We start from the raw sequence: 19008 nt of genomic DNA, 5'->3' as shown, positions 1-19008 counted from the left end.
TGAAGACTCAGACCTGCGAGATGTCGGGAGCCTCCAGTCGCACACGCTCAGCCGACTCGTCGTCGGGCTCCTGCTGTGACGCTCGCTCGGCCGCAACGCGCTTCAGGTAGTACTCCACCTCGGCTTCCTTCTTCTCGGCGTCCCAGCCGAGAACATCGCCCATCAGCTCGGCGACGACGGGGGCGGCGGAGACTCCGCGGTCCCAGGCTTCGATCGAGATGCGCGTGCGCCGCGCAAGCACGTCTTCAATGTGAAGCGCACCCTCGCTCGTCGCGGCGTAGATGACCTCCGCCTTGATGTAGTCGTCGGCTCCGGGAAGCGGCTCCTGCAACTCGGGGTTGTCTCTGATGAGGTCGAGGATGTCATCGGTGAGCACGCCGTAGCGGTTCAGCAGATGCTCCACCCGTGCTTTGTGCACGTTGAACTTGCGCGCGATCTTGCCGCGCTTGTTCCACGCCGCCTGATACCCCTCGGCTCCCAGGAGCGAGATGTTGTCCGTTGTCGACGCCGGGATCTTGCCGTCGAGCGCGTCGACCGCAGCGTCGATGGCGTCCTTCGCCATGATGCGGTACGTGGTCCACTTGCCTCCGGCCACGACGACGAGCCCGGGAACAGAATGAGCGACAACGTGCTCACGCGACAGCTTCGACGTCTCGTCGCTCTCACCCGCGAGCAGCGGCCGCAGCCCGGCATAGACGCCCTCGACGTCGTCGCGCGTCAGCGATACGGCGAGCACACTATTGACGTGCTCGAGCAGATAGTCGATGTCCGCAGCCGTGGCGGCCGGGTGCGCCTTGTCGAGGTTCCAGTCGGTGTCCGTCGTGCCGATGAGCCAGTGGCGCCCCCACGGAATAACAAAGAGCACGCTCTTCTCGGTGCGGAGGATCATGCCCATCGTCGACTGGAAGCGGTCGCGCGGTACGACGAGGTGGATGCCCTTCGAGGCACGCACCTTGAACTGCCCGCGCTCCCCCACCATCGACTGCGTCTCGTCCGTCCAGACGCCGGTGGCGTTGACGACCTGCTTCGCCTTCACCTCGAAGTGCTCGTCGGTCTCCAGGTCGTGCGCCTTGACGCCGACGACCCGCTGGCCGACCTTGAGGAAACCTTCAACGCGGACGCGACTGGCGACGTGCGCACCGTATGCCGATGCCGTCCGGGCGAGCGATGCCACGTAGCGGGCATCGTCGACTTGAGCGTCGTAGTACGTGAGCCCGCCGACAAATGCATTGCTGCGCAGCGAGGGAATCGACTTCTGCAGCTGGCGCCGTGACAGGTGACGGTGGTGCGGCACGCCCGGTGGGCGCAGGCCCGTGTAGCTGAAGATGTCGTAGAGCATCATGCCGGCGCCGATGTAGATGCGTTCCCAGACCGGTTTCGTCAGCGGGTACAGAAAGCGCACGGGCTTCACCAGGTGCGGCGCGACCCGCTGCAGCAGCAGACCGCGCTCGATGAGTGCCTCTCGGACGAGACCGAAGTCGAGCTGCTCGAGATACCGGATGCCGCCATGAACCAGTTTCGATGACCGGCTCGATGTGCCGCTCGCCCAGTCCCGTGCCTCGAGGAGGCCCGTGGAAAGGCCGCGTGTGACAGCATCCATGGCACTGCCCGTGCCGACGATCCCGCCGCCGATGACGAGGACGTCGAGCTCTTTCGAGCGCATCTCCTCGATCGCTTCGACGCGTTCCTCAGGGCCCAGCTTCTTCGACCGCGCAACCGTCTTCTTGGCGCTCATTGCGAACCTCCATCAGCGTGAACCTGTCGGATGCTCACGCCCTTGGTTCGACGCTAACGCAGTCGGTACGGCGCGACAACTACCTCGACGCGCTGGAACTCCTTGAGGTCGCTGTAACCGGTCGTCGCCATTGAGCGCTTGAGCGCTCCGAGAAGGTTCGCTGTACCATCGGGCGTGGAAGCCGGGCCATAGATGATCTCCTCGAGCGTGCCCGTCGTGCCGACCTCGACGCGATTGCCACGCGGCAGCTTCGAGTGGTGAGCCTCGGCACCCCAGTGGAAGCCGCCTCCCGGTGCGTCGCTCGCGCGGGCAAACGTGGTGCCCAGCATGACGGCGTCCGCGCCGCACGCGATCGCCTTGACAATGTCGCCCGATGTACCGAGCCCGCCGTCGGCGATGACGTGCACGTAGCGCCCGCCCGACTCGTCGAGGTAGTCGCGGCGTGCGCCGGCGACGTCGGCGACCGCTGTCGCCATGGGGGCGTGGATGCCGAGGGTATTCCGCGTCGTCGACGCGGCACCGCCGCCGAATCCGACGAGCACGCCCGCGGCACCGGTGCGCATGAGGTGCAGCGCGGCTGTGTACGTTGCAGCTCCCCCGACGATCACCGGGACGTCGAGTTCGTAGATGAACTTCTTGAGGTTCAGCGGCTCTTGGTTCTGCGAGACGTGCTCGGCAGAGACCGTCGTGCCACGGATCACGAAGAGGTCGACGCCGGCATCGACGACGGTCTGGTAGAACTCCTGTGTGCGCTGCGGCGAGAGAGAACCGGCAACGGTCACGCCCGCCTCGCGGATCTCTTCGAGCCGCGCGGTGATGAGCTCGGCCTTGATCGGCTCGGAGTAGAGCTGCTGCATGTGCGACACGACGGACTCGGCCGGCAGGCTGCGAATCTCGCTCAGGATCGGCTCGGGGTTTTCGTAGCGCGTCCAGAGCCCCTCGAGATCGAGCACGCCGAGGCCGCCGAGCTGGCCCATCATGATCGCGGTGCGCGGCGACACGACGGAGTCCATCGGCGCAGCGATGAACGGAGTGTCGAACGTGTACGCGTCGATCGTCCACGCAGTCGAGACGTCCTCGGGGTCGCGGGTGCGCCGCGACGGCACGATGGCGACGTCGTCGAACGAGAATGTGGTGCGTGCCCGCTTGGCGCGGCCGATTTCAGTTTCTTGGCTCACGCGCTCCAGCCTACCGCGCTGTTCCTATCCCACGGCGCCGCACATCTGTCTCCGACGGCGACGCCGGTACTGCCATTCCCACTACCGGCGGTAGTTGGGTGCCTCCACCACGATCTGCACATCGTGCGGGTGCGACAGAGAGATACCATGCTGAGTGCGCAGACTGTTTTCCGCGCGAATTTGACTCGTACGGCGCGGGAGGGTGCATGCGACCAGCGACATACAAGGCGTCGACGGCGACGAGCAACACTGTCTCCCGAGTCAACCGAACCGCCATCATCGAGGCTCTGCGCGAGCAGGGTCCGCTGTCTCGTCAGCAGATTGGTGTCGCCACGGGACTGAGTCCGGCCACGGTCAACAGACTCACAGCGAACCTCATCGATGAGGGCCTGGTCGCGCGCCAAGGACACGTCCCCTCAACAGGCGGGCGTCCCTCCGTACTGCTGAGCTACACAGGGGCCTCTCAACTTGTCGCTTGCATCCAGGTGCGAGCCGATTGCGCGCGAGGCGCACTGATCGATTTTGACTCACGCTTTGTGCATCGCATCAACGTGGATTTTGACGATCTGCCTCCTGCCGAATCCCACAGCAGCGTCGAAGCAGATGAACGCCTCTCACGCACGCTGAAGCTCCTCGATGACCTCCTCGAGTCTGCCCGTTCGCTCGCTACCCCTTGTGTCAGTGTTGGAATATCGGTTCCGGGTGTTGTGAGACATCCAGATGGGCGGGTGGCTCACCTCCCTGAATTGGGCTGGCCCGAGTTCCCCTTGAAAGAGTTCTTCGCCGCACGAACGAACCTGCCGATCGTCATTGAAAATGACGCGAACGCGCTCGCCCTGGGCGAGATGCAGCATGGAGCAGGTCGAGGCGCGAGTAGCCTTGTCGCCGTTCACCTCGAGAACGGACTCGGAGCGGGCATCATCAGCAACGGGCGAATTCACCACGGCTCCAGGTTTGAGGCGGGTGAGATTGGCTATTTGCTCATGGAGCCTTCGTCTTTAGAAAAGTCGTACTCAGTTCTCGGTGACCTCGAAGATCGCGTGGGGTCGGTTGCCCTCACCCGAAAAGCACGCTCCCGGGGGCTCACCGTGCCGGATGGCCACCTGCTGATGGCTGACGAGATTCTCACTCGCGCGGCGCGGGGGGAGGCTGTTGCCGTCGATATGGCGTCCGAGATTCTCGATATGGTCGCCATTGCTATCGGCGCGATGTCGATCATTCTGGACCCTGAAGTCATTGTGCTGGGTAGCGGGCTCGCATCCCATGTTGACATGGTGATTCCGGCAATTGAAGAGCGCCTGACTGGGCGGATCATCCGTGTTCCTCATATGGAACCGGCGGCCTTTGTCGACGATGGCGTTCTCGTGGGAATCGCTGAGCTCGCCGCTCTCGACGTGCGGGGATTCACCTACGTCGCTGGTTGATTTCTCGAAATCTGTTGACAGGCACTATTCACAGGTCTATGTTCGAAACGACTTCTTTTCAATGTGATCGATAAGAAGTCTCATCGCAAGGAGGCGCTGTGACCGTTGGCATCGATATCGGTGGAACCAAGACACACATCGCACTGCGTGATCCCCAGGGAACCGTTCACGAACGTGTGCTGCCGAGTGACCGTTGGCGGCGCGGTGGATTGTTCGGGGATCCGGAAAACGCCGAACGTCTCGTGTCTGAGGTTCTTGCCCTCGGCGACGGCATCGATGGCGGTCGCATGGTGGTCGGCGCGCACGGGTGCGACACTCCAGAGCACTGCCAACGTTTCGCGCAACAGTTGCGCTCTGCGTACCGCCAACCCGCCACCGTCGTTAACGATGCGCAGTTACTTGTTCCCGCCTCTGGTCAGAACTCAGGTTTAGCCGTCATCGTCGGAACCGGCTCGATCGTCGTCGGCTCCTCCCCCTCAGAAGCGATGCTCATAGCCGGCGGGCACGGTTGGTTGCTAGGGGACCCGGGAAGTGCTCCCGGCATCGTGCGCGAAGCAGTCAAGAAGCTGCTTCAACGTCGAGATGAGACTCAGGGTGACGATCTGCTCGGGCAACGGCTGATGCAGCACTTCGACGTCAGCGATGTCACGGGTCTGATCTATGCCCTCTCGGTCGCCCCCGAGATCGGCAGGTGGGCGTCGGCAGCGCCCCTCGTTTTTGAGGCGGCAGACGATGGTTCCGCCACCGCTGCCGCCGTCATAGAAGAGGCAGCGAGTGAGCTGGCGTCCAATGTGCTCAATGTCCGTCAGCAGGGTGCCATCGGCAGTGCGATCGTCTGCGCGGGAGGAGTCATCACGAACCAGCCTCAGCTCTACTCGGCGCTCAAAGCTCGAATCGCCGTCCTTTGGCCCGAAGCAGCGACTGAACTCCTGACCGACCCTCCTGTTGTTGGCGCACTCAGACTTGCCGATGACGAGGAATCCCGGCACACGACGACAGCTCAGCCCCCTCAGACACCAATTGACCGCCCCTCCCCCATCACATAGGAACCTCAACAAGGAAGTAGAGGAAATCATGAGACATCTCAAGAACGGATTGAGGCGCACGACCGCGACGGTCACGATAGCCGCCGCTGCAGCCCTCGCTCTCAGCGCGTGCAGCGTTACCGGAGCGCCGTCATCAGCTGGCGGAGCTGGCGATGCCGACTCAGGAACGGTTAATGCGCTCTTCATGAAACAAGCCGGCTACACGGAAGACGACGTTAAGGAGATGATCGAAGACTTCAACAAGGAGTATCCCGATATCACTGTCGATCCCACCTTCGTCGCCTATGAGGCGCTGCATGACAAGATCGTGACGGCCGCCCCTTCGGGTACATACGACGTCGTTCTCATGGATGTCATCTGGCCAGCTGAATTTGCGTCAAAAGGCATCGTGACCGATGTGACCGATCGTTTCCCCGACGAGTGGAAACAGGACATGCTCGGCGGCGCACTCATCACCGCTGAGTATCAGGACAAGTTCTATGGGGTGCCCTGGTATCCGTCGACCAAGCTGTTCTACTACAACGAAGACATGGTCGAGGAGGCAGGATACTCGGTCTCTGATCTCGACACATGGGACGGCGTCTTGGATGTCGCTCGCGCGATGAAGGAACAGGGAATCGTCGAATACCCGCTCGCCTGGAGCTGGGCACAGGCAGAGGCGCTTATCTGCGACTACGCGCAGCTGCTTGGAGCTTTCGGCGGTGAATTCACGAACGACGACGGCGAACTCATTATCAACCAGGGCCCGGGGGTAGAGGCGCTCACCTGGATGAAAGACTCCATCGATGAAGGTCTCACCAACCCGAACTCGACCACGTTCCTCGAGGATGATGTGAACAAGACCATGGCGTCCGGCCAGGCTGCATTCTCCTTGAACTGGGAGTCAACGTTCCGCGATCTCAATGATGAATCAATCTCGAAGGTCGTCGGCCAAGTCGGTGTATCGGCTACGCCGAACGGCCCAGAAGGCGTGCGGCCGGGCGTGAATGGCGCAATGGCACTCGGCATCGCCTCGAAGTCGGAGAATAAGGACGCCGCGTGGAACTTTATCTCATTCATCAGCGGCCAGAGCGAACAGGAGAAGTTCGTTACGAGCACCCTGCCGAACTGGAAAGCATCATACGAAGACTCCGAGATCACCGAGACCAATCCTGAGGTATTCGCCGCGGCCAAGGTCGGGTACGACGACGGGATACTCCGCCCGCAGGTCCCGAACTACAGTCAGGTCTCACAAATCGTCCAGCTCGAGATCCAGAATGCACTTCTCGGTAAGAAGTCTCCGCAGCAGGCTATGGACGACGCGGTGTCGGCCGCGAACGATGTTCTGAACGGCTGAGCTATACGATGACGAAACTCGCCACCACGGCACCGCCGCGGCTGAGAACGGGCAGGGAGAGTCAGAGGCGTCTCGCTTTCTGGCTCCTCCTCCCGGCCGCAGTCGCGGTCTTCGGCATTATTGTCTACCCGATCATTCGCACACTGATCATCTCGTTCTTCGAAGTAGAGTCTGCGCTTGCTACGGAGACCCCATTCGTTGGAATTGAGAACTATCAGCGAGCGCTGTCAAGCTCTGGCTTCTGGGCGGCAATTGGCCGCACACTGTACTTCACCGTGGTCTCGACGGCGTTGGAGTTAACGCTTGGAATGATGCTCGCAATGCTGTTGAATGCGCGGCTGCGTATGCGGTGGTTGTTCCGCGCAATCGTGGTGCTCCCTTGGGCCGTACCGACGATTGTCAATGCGGCGATGTGGAAAGGCATCTTCAACGCCCAGTACGGTTCGCTCAACGCCGCGCTCACGCAGCTCGGCCTGACGGACGAGTACATCGCCTGGCTGGGTGACCCGACGCTCGCTCTGAACATGGTCATCCTGGCCGATGCCTGGAAAACGACGCCACTCGTCGCCTTCTTTCTGCTTGCCGGATTGACGGCGATCAACCCCGAGATCTATGAGAGCGCCAAAATCGATCGCGCGTCGTGGCTCCGCATTTTCCGCTCGATCACTCTGCCGATGCTGGTTCCTTCGATCTCGATCGTTCTCGTGCTGCGCACTGTCGAGGCGTTCAAGGCATTCGACATCATCTATGCGATGACCCGCGGCGGGCCGGCAAACGGCACGCAGACAATTGCCTACTACACATATGTACGCGCCTTCTCGGATCAGAACTTCGGAATGGGGTCGGCGCTCTCCTACATCATCGTCATCGTCATCCTGATTCTGACGACGGTCTATCTCAGGATGCTGCGCCGATCGGAGATGAGCCTGCTGTGAGACATCAACGACGAAACTCGATTCTCCTGCACGTCGCCGCGATCATTGTCGCCGTGCTTATCCTGCTCCCTTTCGCATGGATGGTCGAAGCGAGCTTCGCACCGCAACGTGACCTTGTCAGCCGGCCGATGCGCTGGATACCGTCCGAGATCGATCTGAGTCGCTACGTCGAGATCTTCCAGGGCGGCGAGGGCAGCGTTGGCTCGACATTCCGCGCCGCCATGGTCAACTCGACGATCGTCGCCGTCTCCGTCGTCGCCATCGCCATGGTCGTCGGGGTGCTGGGGGCGTATGCATTTGCGCGACTGCGGTTCCCGTTCCGCAAGGCCACGCTGATGGTTTTTCTTGCCACCTACATGCTTCCGCAGATCGCACTGCTCATTCCCCTGTACTTCATCTTGAACGCATTGGGGATGCTCAACACTCTTGTCGGCCTGATCCTCGTTGATTCGTCCCTCGTGATCCCGTTCACGCTCTGGATTCTCAGCAACTACTTTGTGACGATTCCGGACGAGCTTGAGGAGGCAGCACGCATCGACGGCACTTCCCGGGTTGGCGCTCTCTTCCGAATCATTCTGCCGAGCGCGAAGCCGGGGATCTTCGCGGCGATGATGTTCGCGTTCCTTCTCGCATGGGATGAATTCATGTACGCCCTCATCTTTACATCTTCGGATGCCGCGAAGACGCTGCCCGTCGCCATCTCGGAGTTCGCGGGGCGCTACACCACAGATTTCGGGCTCGTGGCTGCCGGCGGCATCCTCGCGGCCATTCCGCCCATTGTGATCGCCGTGATCTTCCAGCGCTATGTCGTCAGCGGCATGGGCGTCGGCGCTGTCAAGGGGTAGCTGAGTCGCCGTGCTGCAGCGGTGGAGTGAGGGAGAAGCTTTTCACGATGAGGAGAGACGATGAAACGAATTGACTATGACACCGCCGTGCGCGATCAACCGGCGAACCTGGAACGAGCCCGTCGCAGCATCGTCGAGGCACTCGCCGATGCGACAATCGAGCCGTGGCGCGCGGGAGACACCGTCGCCGTCGTTGCCATGGGGGCGTCGTCACACGCGGCGCACGCTCTAGTCTTCGCACTTGCTGCTTCCGGAATGCGTGCCGTCGCGCTCACAGCATCCGATGCCTCGTTCTACCCGGCGGGAGCGCAGTCGGCCGACCATTACGTCATCATCTCGGAGTCCGGCCGTAGTCCGGAGCCCATCACCGCGGCGCGCGGCTTCACGCCCGGCCGACGCATCGGAATCACGAACGTCCCCGACAGCCCACTCACCGCGGTCGTCGACGTTGCAATTACCTTCGGCGACCTCGATGACTCGGGCGTATACACAGTGGGGTACACGTCGACGTTGCTCGCCGCTGCGTTGTTGTGCGAGCACATGCTCGGAATGCCGGTGGGCGATGCCGAGGGCATACCTACTCGCGTTGCAGCCACGCTCGCCCAGTTCGCTGCCGCGGCAGAACTCGCTTCTGAGCGCCTCGCCACAGCGCAGACCGTGGATTTCGTGGGGCGCGGGATGTCGTTGGCTGCCGCGTCGGAGGGTGCTCTGATGTTTCGAGAAGCGCTGGCCGTCCCCACTGCCGCGTTCGACACTTATCAGTATCTGCACGGGCCGATGGAGCCTCTGCGCGAGCACAGCGGTCTCGTGGTCTTCGGCGATGACCGTGAACTCTCGCTCGTCGACTCGGTTCTCGATTCCGGGGTGCAGGTGTGCCTAGTCACCCAGCGGCCGCTGGCCGAGCTCGCGCGCCCCGCGCATGAGAACCTCGTCGCGATCGCTCTGCCCGCCGATGCGACCGGCTTTGAGCGAGCGATTCTTGAAGTCCTCGTGCCGCAACTCATCGTGGGCTACAGCGCTGCACGCAGCGGGCGTCGCCCGGGGGAATTCACCTATCGGCAGCCAGATACCAAGCTCCCTCTCACGTAGGGACGGCTCGTTGGGCAGCCTACGGACGACGCGCGCCAAGACCGCGCTACAATCGTCGCCGCGCTCTCAACGTTTCAGGCTCATGTAAGTAAGTGGAGCGCGATCGAGCTTCGCACCTCTACCGACGGTAGTTGGGCGCCTCCACCACGATCTGCACATCGTGCGGGTGCGACTCCTTGAGCCCCGCCGATGTGATGCGCACAAACTTGCCGCGTTCCTTGAGCTCGGGAATGGTTCGAGCACCGACATAGAACATCGACTGCCGCAGCCCGCCGATGAGCTGATAGGCGACGGCCGAGAGCGGCCCGCGATACGGAACCTGACCCTCGATGCCCTCGGGAATCAGCTTGTCGTCACTGGGCACGTCAGCCTGGAAGTAGCGGTCCTTCGAATACGAGGTGTTCTTGCCGCGCGTCTGCATGGCTCCGAGCGACCCCATGCCGCGGTAGGTCTTGAACTGCTTGCCGTTGACGAACACCAGCTCGCCCGGTGACTCGTCGCACCCCGCGAGTAGCGAGCCGAGCATGACGGTTTCAGCGCCAGCAACGATCGCCTTCGCGATGTCGCCCGAGTACTGCAGGCCGCCATCAGCGATGATCGGAACGTCGAGGTCGCGCACGGCCTTCCACGCCTCGTAGACGGCGGACACCTGGGGAACGCCGACCCCGGCGACGACACGTGTCGTACAGATCGACCCGGGCCCGACGCCGATCTTGACAGCATCCGCGCCAGCCTCGGCAATCGCACGGGCACCGGCGCCCGTGGCCACGTTACCGCCGATCACATCGATCGAGGCAAAGCTCGTGTCTGCTTTGAGGCGACCGATCAGCTCGAGGACGCCCTCGGAATCACCATTCGCCGTGTCAACGACGAGAACATCGACTCCGGCATCGCGCACGGCGCAGGCACGCTCCCACGCGTCGCCGAAGAAACCGATCGCCGCCCCCACGCGGAGGCGCCCCGAGTCGTCCTTGGTCGCAAGCGGGTACTTTTCGCTCTTGTCGAAGTCCTTGACGGTGATGAGGCCCTTGAGAATGCCCCGGTCGTCCACGAGCGGGAGCTTCTCGATGCGGTGCGTGGACAGCAGCTCGATCGCCTGCTCCGGGCTCGTCCCCACCGGAGCGGTGATGAGCTTCTCGCTCGTCATCACGGCAGAGACGGGTGTCGACGATTTCTTCTCGTCGTCGACGAAGCGCATGTCGCGATTGGTCACGATGCCCTTGAGCACGCCGGCCTCGTCAACAACGGGCAGCCCAGAGACCCGGAATTGACCGCACAGTTCGTCCACCTCCGCAACTGTCGCGTCGGCTGTCGTCGTGACCGGGTTGGTGATCATCCCCGACTCACTGCGCTTCACGCGGTCGACCATCTCGGCCTGGTCGGCGATCGAGAGGTTGCGGTGCAGGATGCCGATGCCGCCCTCGCGCGCCATGGCAATGGCCATGCGCGCCTCCGTCACGGTGTCCATCGCGCTGGAGAGCAGCGGCGTCGCGACCGTGATGTTGCGGGTCAGTCGCGACGAAGTCTCTGCCTCACTCGGGATGACGTTCGTGTGCGCGGGAAGCAGCAGCACGTCGTCGTAGGTGAGACCGATGTAGCCGAACGGATCCGAGGTGTCCATAGCGTCCCTTCGCGAGGCGAGTCATGTGGGTGAGAGCGACCCGGCGGAACGGAGCTGGTCAACGCCGGTAATCCATGGTAACCATCTCGGGCGGCGGTTTATGCCCGGATGCTCAGGTCAGATCAAGCGTACGCCGCCGCACCGTTCGCGCGTGCCTCACCATGTCGACCGTGAGCAGAGCGAGCGCGACCCAGACGATGAAAAACCCGGCCCAGCGCTCCGGCGGCATGGGCTCGCGCAGAATGAACACGCCGACGAGGAACTGCATGAGAGGCGTCACGTACTGGAACATCCCCATATAGACGAGGGGAAGACGACGGGATGCTGACGCGAACAGCAGCAGTGGAACAGCAGTCACGACCCCCGAGCCGACCAGAAGCGCCGTGTTTCCCGCTCCCGCCGTTCCGAAGACGATTCCCGTCGTGGCGGCCACGCCGAACAGCACGGCGATCGCGACGGGCGCGAGCAGAAGCGTTTCGAGGGTCAGACCGGTGATCGCCCCAACCGTGCCGCCCACACGGTTCTTCATCAGCCCGTAGAGCCCGAACGAGAAGGCGAGAATCAGCGCGATGATCGGGAAGCTTCCGTATCCCATCCAAAGAACGAGCACGGCGATCACGCTCACGCCGACCGCAGCCCATTGCAGCGGACGCAGCTTCTCGCGCAGAAAGACGATGCCGAACAGCACCGTCACGATCGGGTTGATGAAATACCCGAGCGATGCTTCGACCACGTGCCCTGTCAGCGTGGCGATGACGTATGTCTGCCAGTTGATGTAGATGAACACGGCGGCGCACGTCATGACCAGCATCGTGCGTCGCGAGCGGAACAGGGCGAAGAATCCGCGCCAGTCGCGCAGCACGCTCAGCAGAACGGCGCAGAAGACCAGTGAGAATAGAATGCGCAGAGACACGATCTCGAAGGCGCCCGCCGGTTCGAGAATGACGAAGTACAGCGGCAGCCCGCCCCAGAGCAAATACGCCGAGGCCGCGTAGAAAAAACCTGAGCGTGACCTCGCCTGCGGAGCCGGCGTCACGGGGCGAGAACCGGTGCGATCGCGCGACGCAGCGCGGCAGCATCCGTGAATTGCACAGCCTGCCAGCCGAATCGCGCTGCCGCCTCGATGTTCTCGGGGCGATCATCGGTGAAGTGAACGGACGACGCGGGTACGGGCCCGCCCAGTGTCTGCTCGATCTGCGCGTGCGCTTTCGGGTAGCTGGCCGGCTCGGGCTTTGCGATGCCGAGCTCGTAGGAGTTCAGCACGCGGTGAAAGCGGTCGATGATGCCGTGCTCGGTAAGCTCTCGCGTCGTGCAGTCTGTGCCGTTGGTGAAGGCGAAAACCGGATGCTGCGTGCGCAGCTCGTCGATAAGCTCGACGGTCTCGGGGATCAGCTGGCCGATGTCGGTCGCCCATTCGCTCACGATGGAACGAGCAGCATCCGCATCTCGTGTGTTTTGGGCGACGCGCTCCGACAGCTCAGCCACCCATTCGGCGCGCGTCATCCGCCCTTCGACGAGGTCGACGCCGAAAGGGTCGGCGAACGCCGTCTGCTCGATGATGCCGACGGGCAGGCCCAGTTCGGCGTCGAGCCGTGCGGCCATGCGGGCGGGGCGGAATGAGCGGATGACGCCGTCGATATCGAAGACGAATACCCGGGTCGGAGTCATGATGCCAGTCTATGTGCTGGCACAGACACTGCCCGGGCACGCAGAAGGCCCGGATGCGTGCACCCGGGCCTTCTGTTCGTGGATCGCTTAGCGCTCGACGACCGCGAGCACGTCACGCGCCGAGAGCACGAGGTACTCGTCAGAGCCGAACTTCACCTCGGTCCCGCCGTACTTCGAGTAGAGAACCCGGTCGCCGACGGTGACGTCGAGCGGAACGCGGTTGCCGTTGTCGTCGATGCGACCGGGGCCGACAGCCACGACTTCGCCCTCCTGCGGCTTCTCCTTGGCGGTGTCAGGGATGACCAGACCAGACGCGGTGGTCTGCTCTGCCTCGACCTGCTGAATGACGATGCGATCCTCGAGCGGCTTGATGGAGACCGACACGGTTGACCTCTTTCTCATAAGAAGACGTGAGTTAGCACCCTCACTATCCGAGTGCTAATTGTCAGTTTACGGATGCGTTGGCACTCGTGCAACGTGAGTGCCAACTCTCGTGTCGGTTTCGCTCAGGGCGAGATCGTTTCGGGTTGGTATCTTGGCGGGATGGAACGCGCCGAGCTGGTCTCACTGCTCACCCCCGATGGAATGACACTACTCGACGAGTTGGCCGAGCAGGGGACGGCGGGCGACATCGTTCAGACTGTCACGCGACTGCGCAAAGCTGGGCACGATCCGCAGCTGGTCGCTGCCGCGCTTACACAGGCACGGCTGCGTGCGCGCGGTCGCGTCAAGTTCGGCGAGTTCGCCGACCGGATGCTGTTCACGCAGGCGGGCCTCGAACAGGCCACCAGGCTGCGTGCCGCCGCCATGCACGCGGGGCGCTACGTCGCGCAGGGCTTGACGCGCGTCGCCGACCTCGGCTGCGGCATCGGCGGAGACGCGATGGCTATGGCTGCCATGCAGATCGCCGTCACCGCCGTCGAGACGGATGAGGTGACGGCGGCGATCGCCACGCACAATCTCGCGCCGTTCGCCGAGGCGCATGTCATCCACGGCCGGGCGGAAGACGCAGAGCTCGGCGACGTCGACGCGGTGTTCTTCGATCCGGCCCGCCGCACGTCGGGGCACGCCGAGACGCAGCGGCTGACCGATCCGTCTGACTATTCGCCCAGCCTCGACCACGTCTTCGACGTCGCACGGCGGTTGCCGACGGGCGTCAAGCTTGGCCCCGGTTTCGACCGCGACCAGATTCCCAACGACGTGGAGGCGCAGTGGGTCAGCGTCGACGGCAGCGTTGTCGAGCTCATGCTCTGGTCGGGGGTGCTCGCACGTGAGGGTGTTGGCCGGGCGGCCCTCGTTCTCAGCGACGAGGGCTCGCCCGAGCTGACAGCGACCGCAGACAGCGAAGACGAGCCCGTGCGCGCACTCGGCACGTACCTGTACGAGCCAGACGGCGCAGTGATTCGTGCCCGCCTCATCGGCGACCTCGCCCGCACACTGAACGCCGGCCCGATCAGCGACGGCATCGCCTACCTCAGCTCAGACGAGCGTCACGACACCCCGTTCGCGACGACGTTCCGAATCATCGAGCAGCTGCCCCTTGACGAGAAGGTGCTGCGCCGCTGGGTGAAGGGAAACGACATCGGGACGCTCGAGATCAAGAAGCGCGGCGTCGATATCGACCCCGCGGCGTTCCGCACCCGGCTGCACCCGCGCGGACGCACGCAGGCGACGATCGTTCTCACGCGCGTCGCGGGGCGGCACACGGCTCTCGTGGTAGAACGAGCCTGAAGCACAGCCGTCACCGATTGGGGACGGAGTATTCATGGTCACTCAGCCGCCCGCCGACCACACGCATTCCTCCCGCATTCAGCGGATCGAGTCTTTTCACCTGACGATGCTGGCGACCAGCAGCGCGATTCTCATCCTCGTCGGGCTGTTTCTCCCTCTGGCATCGTTCAGGTCGGTGAACCGGCGTCCGTTCTCCATCGTCGACCTGTGGCATGTGGGCGTTCTCACCCGCACCCCGAGCCTGGTGGCACAATCGGCCGTCACCGCATTAACGCGGTGACGGCCGATTGTGCGTTCGCTACCGGGCCGAAACGAGCGGATCAGGTGTAGTAGGCGCCCGACAACCCGACAGCTCCGAAGAGCACGACGAAGAAGATGACGTAGAGCACGATGAGGATCACGATGATCGCCGTGAATACGTAGCCGACAATCAGTCCAGTCAGGGCGAGACCGTCCCCCTGCTCACCGGTTTCTCGGATCTGCTTGCGCGCGATGTGCCCGCAAATGATTCCCGCGAGCGGAATGAAGAATGCCGAAATGATCGCGACGATGGCGAGCACGTTCGTGCCCGGCTGCGGCGGGTAGGCGGAATACGGCTGCTGGCCGTAGGGCTGCTGTACGTATCCCGGAGGCGGGGCCGTCTGCTGCCCGTACGTGGGCTGTCCGTAGGGCTGCTGCCCGTATGTCGGTGCGGGCGCCTGCTGACCATAGGTCGGCTGCTGGTTCTGTCCGTACGCGGGCTGCTGATTCTCGTGGCCCTGCTGTGGATCGCTCATTGTATGTGGTCTCCCCTCACGTCGATCATCTCATGACGAAGTAGATGATGCTGTACACGAACCATCCGATCGAGAACAGCGTCCCCGCAAACCCCGTGATAATTGCCCACAGAGCAAACGTACGGTCGTCGTCCGCTTTGCCTCGCGCCTTGAAGCCCAGCACGATTCCGACGACCGCGAGAGGAAGCGCCCAACCGAAGAACACGCCGCCGATGACTCCGAGGATTCCGAAGATCAGACCAATGAGGCCTGCGCGGCTCTTGTGAGGCTTGGGCTGGGCGACGGGTGCTGCGGCAGGCATCGCGCCGCCGGGACCGACAAGGGGAGCCTGAGCCGTGCGGTTCGGCTGCGGTGCAGGCTGATACGGCTGCTGCTGGCCCGGACCGGGTGCCGGTCGATAGGGCTGCTGACTCGGCTGCTGGTACGGAGTCGTCGGGTTCTGCGCTGCCGAGGGCTGCTGGTACGCACCCGGATGCTGTGGCTGAGCCGGGCCCTGCGGCCGCTGTGCGGAAGGCTGCTGGCCTTGCGCGGGTGGCTGGTAGCCCGGATACTGCGGGGCAGAGTTCTGCGGGCCTGGCCGCTGTTGCGCAGGAGGCTGCTGATACGGCGTCGTTGGCTGTTGCTGGGTGTGAGCCTGCGGCGCGCGCTGCCCCGGCGCTGACGGCTGCTGTCCCTGCGCTGGTTGGCCCGACGCAGGCTGACCTTGTGCCGGACGGCTTTGCGAGGGCTGACCCTGTGCCGGCGGATGATTCCCACCCGGATGCTGCGGGGCAGCGCCCTGCGGGGCGGGCCCCTGTGGCTGCTGAGGCAGTCTCTGCTGCTGAGGGCTCTGCGGCGGCTGCCCCGGGCGCTGAGGCTGCGCCGGATTCTGTGGCTGCTGAGGGGGCCTCTGCTGCTGAGGCTGAGCTGACGGCTGCGAGGTTCCCGGTTGCTGCGGGGCAGCGGGCTGCTGCGTAGGTGCCGGTGGCTGCTGTGTAGGCGCAGCGCCCGACGGGCGCGCCCACGGTGCGGGGTTCCGGCTCGCGCCCTGCTGTGGACTCTGCGCCGCGGGCGGCTGCTGACCTGCGGGGTTCCCCGTCGAAGGCTGGGCACCGGGCTGTTGGGTACTGGGCTGTTGGGCACCGGGCTGTTGGGCGGATGGCTGCTGAGGCTGCTGGCCCGGCGCGCCCTGAGCTCCCGTCTGCGGCTGCTGCTGCGGCTGCTGCGCTGGAGCACTCTGTCGCGGAGTCTGCTGAGGCTGCTGAGGCTGCTGAGCCGATGAGCTCTGGTGCTGAGCCGGGGCGTCCTGCGTCTGCGACTTCTCCGACTGCTGCGTGTCGCCGCCGGATGCCTGGCCAGAATCTGCGTTCTTGGCAGCATCCGCGTTCTGGTCTGGCGTGTTGTCGGGCAGCGGCGGGCGCGGCGGCGTCGCCGGGGCGGCAGGATCGTTAGGCTCTGTCATCGTGCGTCTCCTCGCGATTGCAGCGGTGTCGTCTCACGCTACCTGAATATCGGTGACCGGAAGCGTCGAGTCTGCTCCAAAATCCAAACTCGACGGGGCGAATCCGCCCATGATGCGCTGGGCTCCGAGCGCCGCGATCATCGCTCCGTTATCGGTGCACAGCGCCAACGGCGGAATGCGCAGGGCAACGCCCGCCTCGGCGGCCCGCTGCTCGGCGAGCTCGCGGATCCGCGCATTCGCCACGACTCCCCCGCCGAGCAGCAGTCGGGGCACCTCGTGATCACGGCAGGCGGCGATGGCTTTCGTCAGCAGCACGTCGGCGACGGCTTCGCGGAACGACGCGGCGACATCGGCGATGGGCACCGGCTCACCAGCATCCTGTTTCTGTTCGACCCATCGGGCGACCGCCGTCTTCAGGCCCGAGAACGAGAAGTCGTACCGGTGCGCGGCCATGTCTTTCGGCAGGCTGAGTCCGCGCGGAAAGCGAATCGCCGTTGGATCCCCTTCCGCTGCGGCTCTGTCGATCTGCGGGCCTCCCGGATATGGAAGCCCGAGAATGCGCGCCACCTTGTCGAACGCTTCGCCCGCCGCATCGTCGATCGTCTCGCCCAACAGCTCGACATCGCTGGTGAGGTCACGCACGAGCAGCAGTGAGGTGTGCCCGCCCGAGACCAGGAGCGCGATCGTCGGGTACTCGAACGGCTCGCCGCGGTCATCGAGAATGTCGGCACCGACGTGTCCAACGAGATGGTTGACGGCATAGAGCGGCTTGTCGAGGGCGAGCGCGAGCGCCTTCGCCGCGCCGACGCCGACCATGAGCGCTCCGGCGAGCCCCGGGCCGCTCGTCACGGCAACAGCGTCGAGGTCGGCAAGTTCAATCTGCGCCTCGTCGACAGCGGAGGTCAGGGCGGGGCCCAGCGCTTCGAGGTGGGCCCGCGCCGCGACCTCGGGCACGACGCCGCCGAAGCGCGCGTGCTGCTCCATCGATGACGAGATCGTGTTCGACAGCAGAGTCCTGCCGCGCACGATACCGATTCCGGTCTCATCGCAGCTGGTCTCGATGCCGAGCACGAGCGGGGCGTCGCGGTTCATGCTGTTCCTGTCTTTCCGACCTCGCCCGGGCGATCAAGCTTCATTACGAAGGCGTCGATGCCTCCCCGGTAATAGCGTGGGCGCACACCGATCTGCGTAAACCCGAGCGAGAGATACAACTGCTGCGCTCCTGCGCTCTCGGCGCTGACTTCGAGAAAGACGCCGCGGGCGCCGGCGGATGCTGCCACGCTGACAAGTCGCGTCATGAGCGCCCTGCCGATTCCCGTCCGCCGGTGCTCGGGCGCGACGGCGATGGTCTGAATGTCGGCGTCGGCGCTGCCAGACGGAGCGAGCACTCCCCCGTAGCCGACGATGTATTCGTCGTCTGCGGCCACGAGGTAGCGCGTGTGCTCACTGAGAATCTCGCGCTGCATCGAGTCGCGCGACCAGTCGTCTGGCGCGAACGAGCTGCGCTCGAGCTCCATGATCGCGTCGAGGTCGTCACGTGTCGCATCGCGTATCTCGATCACGACGTCACCCGCTTGTGTCCCGCTGACGGGGTCACGTCAGGCGATCGCAGATACAGGGGCTCGTCGGCGGCGAAGGGACGTCCGGCGGCCCAGGTGAGCTCGGCGACCATGCCCAGAGATCCGGCGGAGATCCGGTCAGCGTCAAGCCTGGTCGCCGCACCCATGACAATGTCACCCGGTTTGGCGAGGACGGGGCCGTCGATGCGGACGGGCAGCCCGGCAGCATCCGCTCGGGAATACCGCGAGCAGTAATTCTCGCGCCGACGAGCATCGGTGACGACGAGAAGCTCCCCCGTGCCGCCGGAGGCATACCAGTCGAACGCGATGGCGTCGTGGCTGACAACGGGGACGACCGGCTTCGAAACGCCGAACGCAAACGCGCGCGCGGCAGCGATGCCGATGCGCAGACCGGTGAACGGGCCCGGGCCCATTCCTGCGACCACGCCCGAGAGCTCAGCAGGCGAGACCCCGGATGCTGTCAGCGCGTCGCGCATGAGCGCACCGACGACCTCCGCGTGGCCGCGGGTGTCGGCGCTGTGCCGCTCGGCGATGATGCCGCGGTCGAGGTCGACGACGGCGGCCGACGTTCCGATGGATGAGTCGATGGCAAGAAGCACGCGT

The 19008-nt window shown here is 64.2% G+C and carries 19 protein-coding genes; 8 read left to right on the top strand and 11 right to left on the bottom strand.

The window, feature by feature from the left end:
* Positions 1-7: 7 nt before the first annotated feature.
* Entirely contained in the window at positions 8-1735 is a 1728-nt protein-coding gene (locus tag OK352_RS05090) for a glycerol-3-phosphate dehydrogenase/oxidase (RefSeq protein WP_265140367.1), read from the bottom strand.
* Positions 1736-1788: 53 nt separating this feature from the next.
* Positions 1789-2913, bottom strand: coding sequence for a GuaB3 family IMP dehydrogenase-related protein (locus OK352_RS05085; RefSeq protein ID WP_265140366.1), 1125 nt, complete (start codon positions 2911-2913; stop codon positions 1789-1791).
* A gap of 206 nt (positions 2914-3119) precedes the next feature.
* Here OK352_RS05085 and OK352_RS05080 point away from each other — a divergent pair, with 206 nt between their 5' ends.
* From OK352_RS05080 to OK352_RS05055, 6 genes are all read left to right on the top strand, one after another.
* Positions 3120-4337 carry an ROK family transcriptional regulator gene (locus OK352_RS05080; RefSeq protein WP_265140365.1) on the top strand — a complete coding sequence of 406 codons (1218 nt, stop codon included), beginning with the start codon at positions 3120-3122 and terminating at the stop codon, positions 4335-4337.
* Positions 4338-4435: 98 nt separating this feature from the next.
* Positions 4436-5383, top strand: a complete 948-nt coding sequence (locus OK352_RS05075) for a BadF/BadG/BcrA/BcrD ATPase family protein (RefSeq protein ID WP_265140364.1) — start codon at positions 4436-4438, stop codon at positions 5381-5383.
* A 28-nt stretch (positions 5384-5411) separates the two neighbouring features.
* A complete protein-coding gene (locus OK352_RS05070; protein ID WP_265140363.1) occupies positions 5412-6719 on the top strand; it encodes an extracellular solute-binding protein in 1308 nt (435 codons plus the stop codon).
* Positions 6720-6727: 8 nt separating this feature from the next.
* Positions 6728-7654 carry a carbohydrate ABC transporter permease gene (locus tag OK352_RS05065; protein ID WP_265140362.1) on the top strand — a complete coding sequence of 309 codons (927 nt, stop codon included), beginning with the start codon at positions 6728-6730 and terminating at the stop codon, positions 7652-7654.
* The gene (locus OK352_RS05060) at positions 7651-8499 is read left to right on the top strand and encodes a carbohydrate ABC transporter permease (RefSeq protein ID WP_265140361.1); all 849 of its coding nucleotides are present in this window, start codon (positions 7651-7653) and stop codon (positions 8497-8499) included. The genes OK352_RS05065 and OK352_RS05060 overlap by 4 nt, the downstream gene beginning before the upstream one ends.
* 60 nt (positions 8500-8559) lie before the next feature.
* Positions 8560-9588: an SIS domain-containing protein gene (locus OK352_RS05055; protein WP_265140360.1), complete on the top strand. Its 1029-nt coding sequence runs from the start codon at positions 8560-8562 to the stop codon at positions 9586-9588.
* A 118-nt stretch (positions 9589-9706) separates the two neighbouring features.
* On the opposite strand, the gene guaB is transcribed toward OK352_RS05055, so the two are convergent.
* The 4 genes from guaB to groES form a co-directional block, all read right to left on the bottom strand.
* A complete protein-coding gene (guaB, locus tag OK352_RS05050) occupies positions 9707-11209 on the bottom strand; it encodes an IMP dehydrogenase (protein ID WP_265140359.1) in 1503 nt (500 codons plus the stop codon).
* A 112-nt stretch (positions 11210-11321) separates the two neighbouring features.
* Positions 11322-12245 carry an EamA family transporter RarD gene (gene rarD / locus OK352_RS05045; RefSeq protein WP_265140358.1) on the bottom strand — a complete coding sequence of 308 codons (924 nt, stop codon included), beginning with the start codon at positions 12243-12245 and terminating at the stop codon, positions 11322-11324.
* Entirely contained in the window at positions 12242-12877 is a 636-nt protein-coding gene (locus OK352_RS05040; protein WP_265140357.1) for an HAD family hydrolase, read from the bottom strand. Before OK352_RS05040 ends, rarD begins: the two co-directional genes overlap by 4 nt.
* Before the next feature lie 87 nt (positions 12878-12964).
* Positions 12965-13279, bottom strand: coding sequence for a co-chaperone GroES (groES, locus tag OK352_RS05035; protein ID WP_265140356.1), 315 nt, complete (start codon positions 13277-13279; stop codon positions 12965-12967).
* 141 nt (positions 13280-13420) lie between these two features.
* Here groES and OK352_RS05030 point away from each other — a divergent pair, with 141 nt between their 5' ends.
* The gene (locus OK352_RS05030) at positions 13421-14608 is read left to right on the top strand and encodes a THUMP-like domain-containing protein (RefSeq protein ID WP_265140355.1); all 1188 of its coding nucleotides are present in this window, start codon (positions 13421-13423) and stop codon (positions 14606-14608) included.
* A 34-nt stretch (positions 14609-14642) separates the two neighbouring features.
* Entirely contained in the window at positions 14643-14888 is a 246-nt protein-coding gene (locus tag OK352_RS05025; RefSeq protein WP_265140354.1) for a hypothetical protein, read from the top strand.
* Positions 14889-14928: 40 nt separating this feature from the next.
* Here the strand turns inward: OK352_RS05025 and OK352_RS05020 are convergent, their stop codons facing one another.
* Genes OK352_RS05020 through tsaB form a run of 5 tightly spaced genes read right to left on the bottom strand, consistent with a single transcriptional unit; the run spans position 14929 to position 19004 of the window.
* The gene (locus tag OK352_RS05020) at positions 14929-15384 is read right to left on the bottom strand and encodes a DUF4190 domain-containing protein (protein WP_265140353.1); all 456 of its coding nucleotides are present in this window, start codon (positions 15382-15384) and stop codon (positions 14929-14931) included.
* Positions 15385-15409: 25 nt separating this feature from the next.
* On the bottom strand, positions 15410-16825 hold the full coding sequence (locus tag OK352_RS05015) for a hypothetical protein (RefSeq protein WP_265140352.1): 1416 nt from the start codon (positions 16823-16825) through the stop codon (positions 15410-15412).
* A 33-nt stretch (positions 16826-16858) separates the two neighbouring features.
* The gene (gene tsaD / locus OK352_RS05010) at positions 16859-17917 is read right to left on the bottom strand and encodes a tRNA (adenosine(37)-N6)-threonylcarbamoyltransferase complex transferase subunit TsaD (RefSeq protein ID WP_265140351.1); all 1059 of its coding nucleotides are present in this window, start codon (positions 17915-17917) and stop codon (positions 16859-16861) included.
* Positions 17914-18387 (bottom strand): ribosomal protein S18-alanine N-acetyltransferase, encoded by a 474-nt coding sequence (gene rimI, locus OK352_RS05005; RefSeq protein ID WP_306387771.1) that lies wholly within the window; start codon positions 18385-18387, stop codon positions 17914-17916. Before rimI ends, tsaD begins: the two co-directional genes overlap by 4 nt.
* Entirely contained in the window at positions 18384-19004 is a 621-nt protein-coding gene (tsaB, locus tag OK352_RS05000; protein WP_265140350.1) for a tRNA (adenosine(37)-N6)-threonylcarbamoyltransferase complex dimerization subunit type 1 TsaB, read from the bottom strand. The genes rimI and tsaB overlap by 4 nt, the downstream gene beginning before the upstream one ends.
* Positions 19005-19008: the final 4 nt, after the last annotated feature.

The organism is Microbacterium sp. MPKO10 (assembly GCF_026107415.2).
Classification (GTDB): domain Bacteria; phylum Actinomycetota; class Actinomycetes; order Actinomycetales; family Microbacteriaceae; genus Paramicrobacterium.
This window is presented reverse-complemented; position numbering and strand designations above follow the sequence as displayed.

Bases quoted from the DNA above. Each gene is read 5' to 3' on its own strand.
- OK352_RS05090 (WP_265140367.1), bottom strand. From the start codon at position 1,735: ATGAGCGCCAAGAAGACGGTTGCGCGGTCGAAGAAGCTGGGCCCTGAG.
- OK352_RS05080 (WP_265140365.1), top strand. From the start codon at position 3,120: ATGCGACCAGCGACATACAAGGCGTCGACGGCGACGAGCAACACTGTC.
- OK352_RS05070 (WP_265140363.1), top strand. From the start codon at position 5,412: ATGAGACATCTCAAGAACGGATTGAGGCGCACGACCGCGACGGTCACG.
- OK352_RS05065 (WP_265140362.1), top strand. From the start codon at position 6,728: ATGACGAAACTCGCCACCACGGCACCGCCGCGGCTGAGAACGGGCAGG.
- OK352_RS05055 (WP_265140360.1), top strand. From the start codon at position 8,560: ATGAAACGAATTGACTATGACACCGCCGTGCGCGATCAACCGGCGAAC.
- guaB (WP_265140359.1), bottom strand. From the start codon at position 11,209: ATGGACACCTCGGATCCGTTCGGCTACATCGGTCTCACCTACGACGAC.
- OK352_RS05040 (WP_265140357.1), bottom strand. From the start codon at position 12,877: ATGACTCCGACCCGGGTATTCGTCTTCGATATCGACGGCGTCATCCGC.
- groES (WP_265140356.1), bottom strand. From the start codon at position 13,279: ATGAGAAAGAGGTCAACCGTGTCGGTCTCCATCAAGCCGCTCGAGGAT.
- OK352_RS05030 (WP_265140355.1), top strand. From the start codon at position 13,421: ATGGAACGCGCCGAGCTGGTCTCACTGCTCACCCCCGATGGAATGACA.
- OK352_RS05025 (WP_265140354.1), top strand. From the start codon at position 14,643: ATGGTCACTCAGCCGCCCGCCGACCACACGCATTCCTCCCGCATTCAG.
- OK352_RS05020 (WP_265140353.1), bottom strand. From the start codon at position 15,384: ATGAGCGATCCACAGCAGGGCCACGAGAATCAGCAGCCCGCGTACGGA.
- OK352_RS05015 (WP_265140352.1), bottom strand. From the start codon at position 16,825: ATGACAGAGCCTAACGATCCTGCCGCCCCGGCGACGCCGCCGCGCCCG.
- tsaD (WP_265140351.1), bottom strand. From the start codon at position 17,917: ATGAACCGCGACGCCCCGCTCGTGCTCGGCATCGAGACCAGCTGCGAT.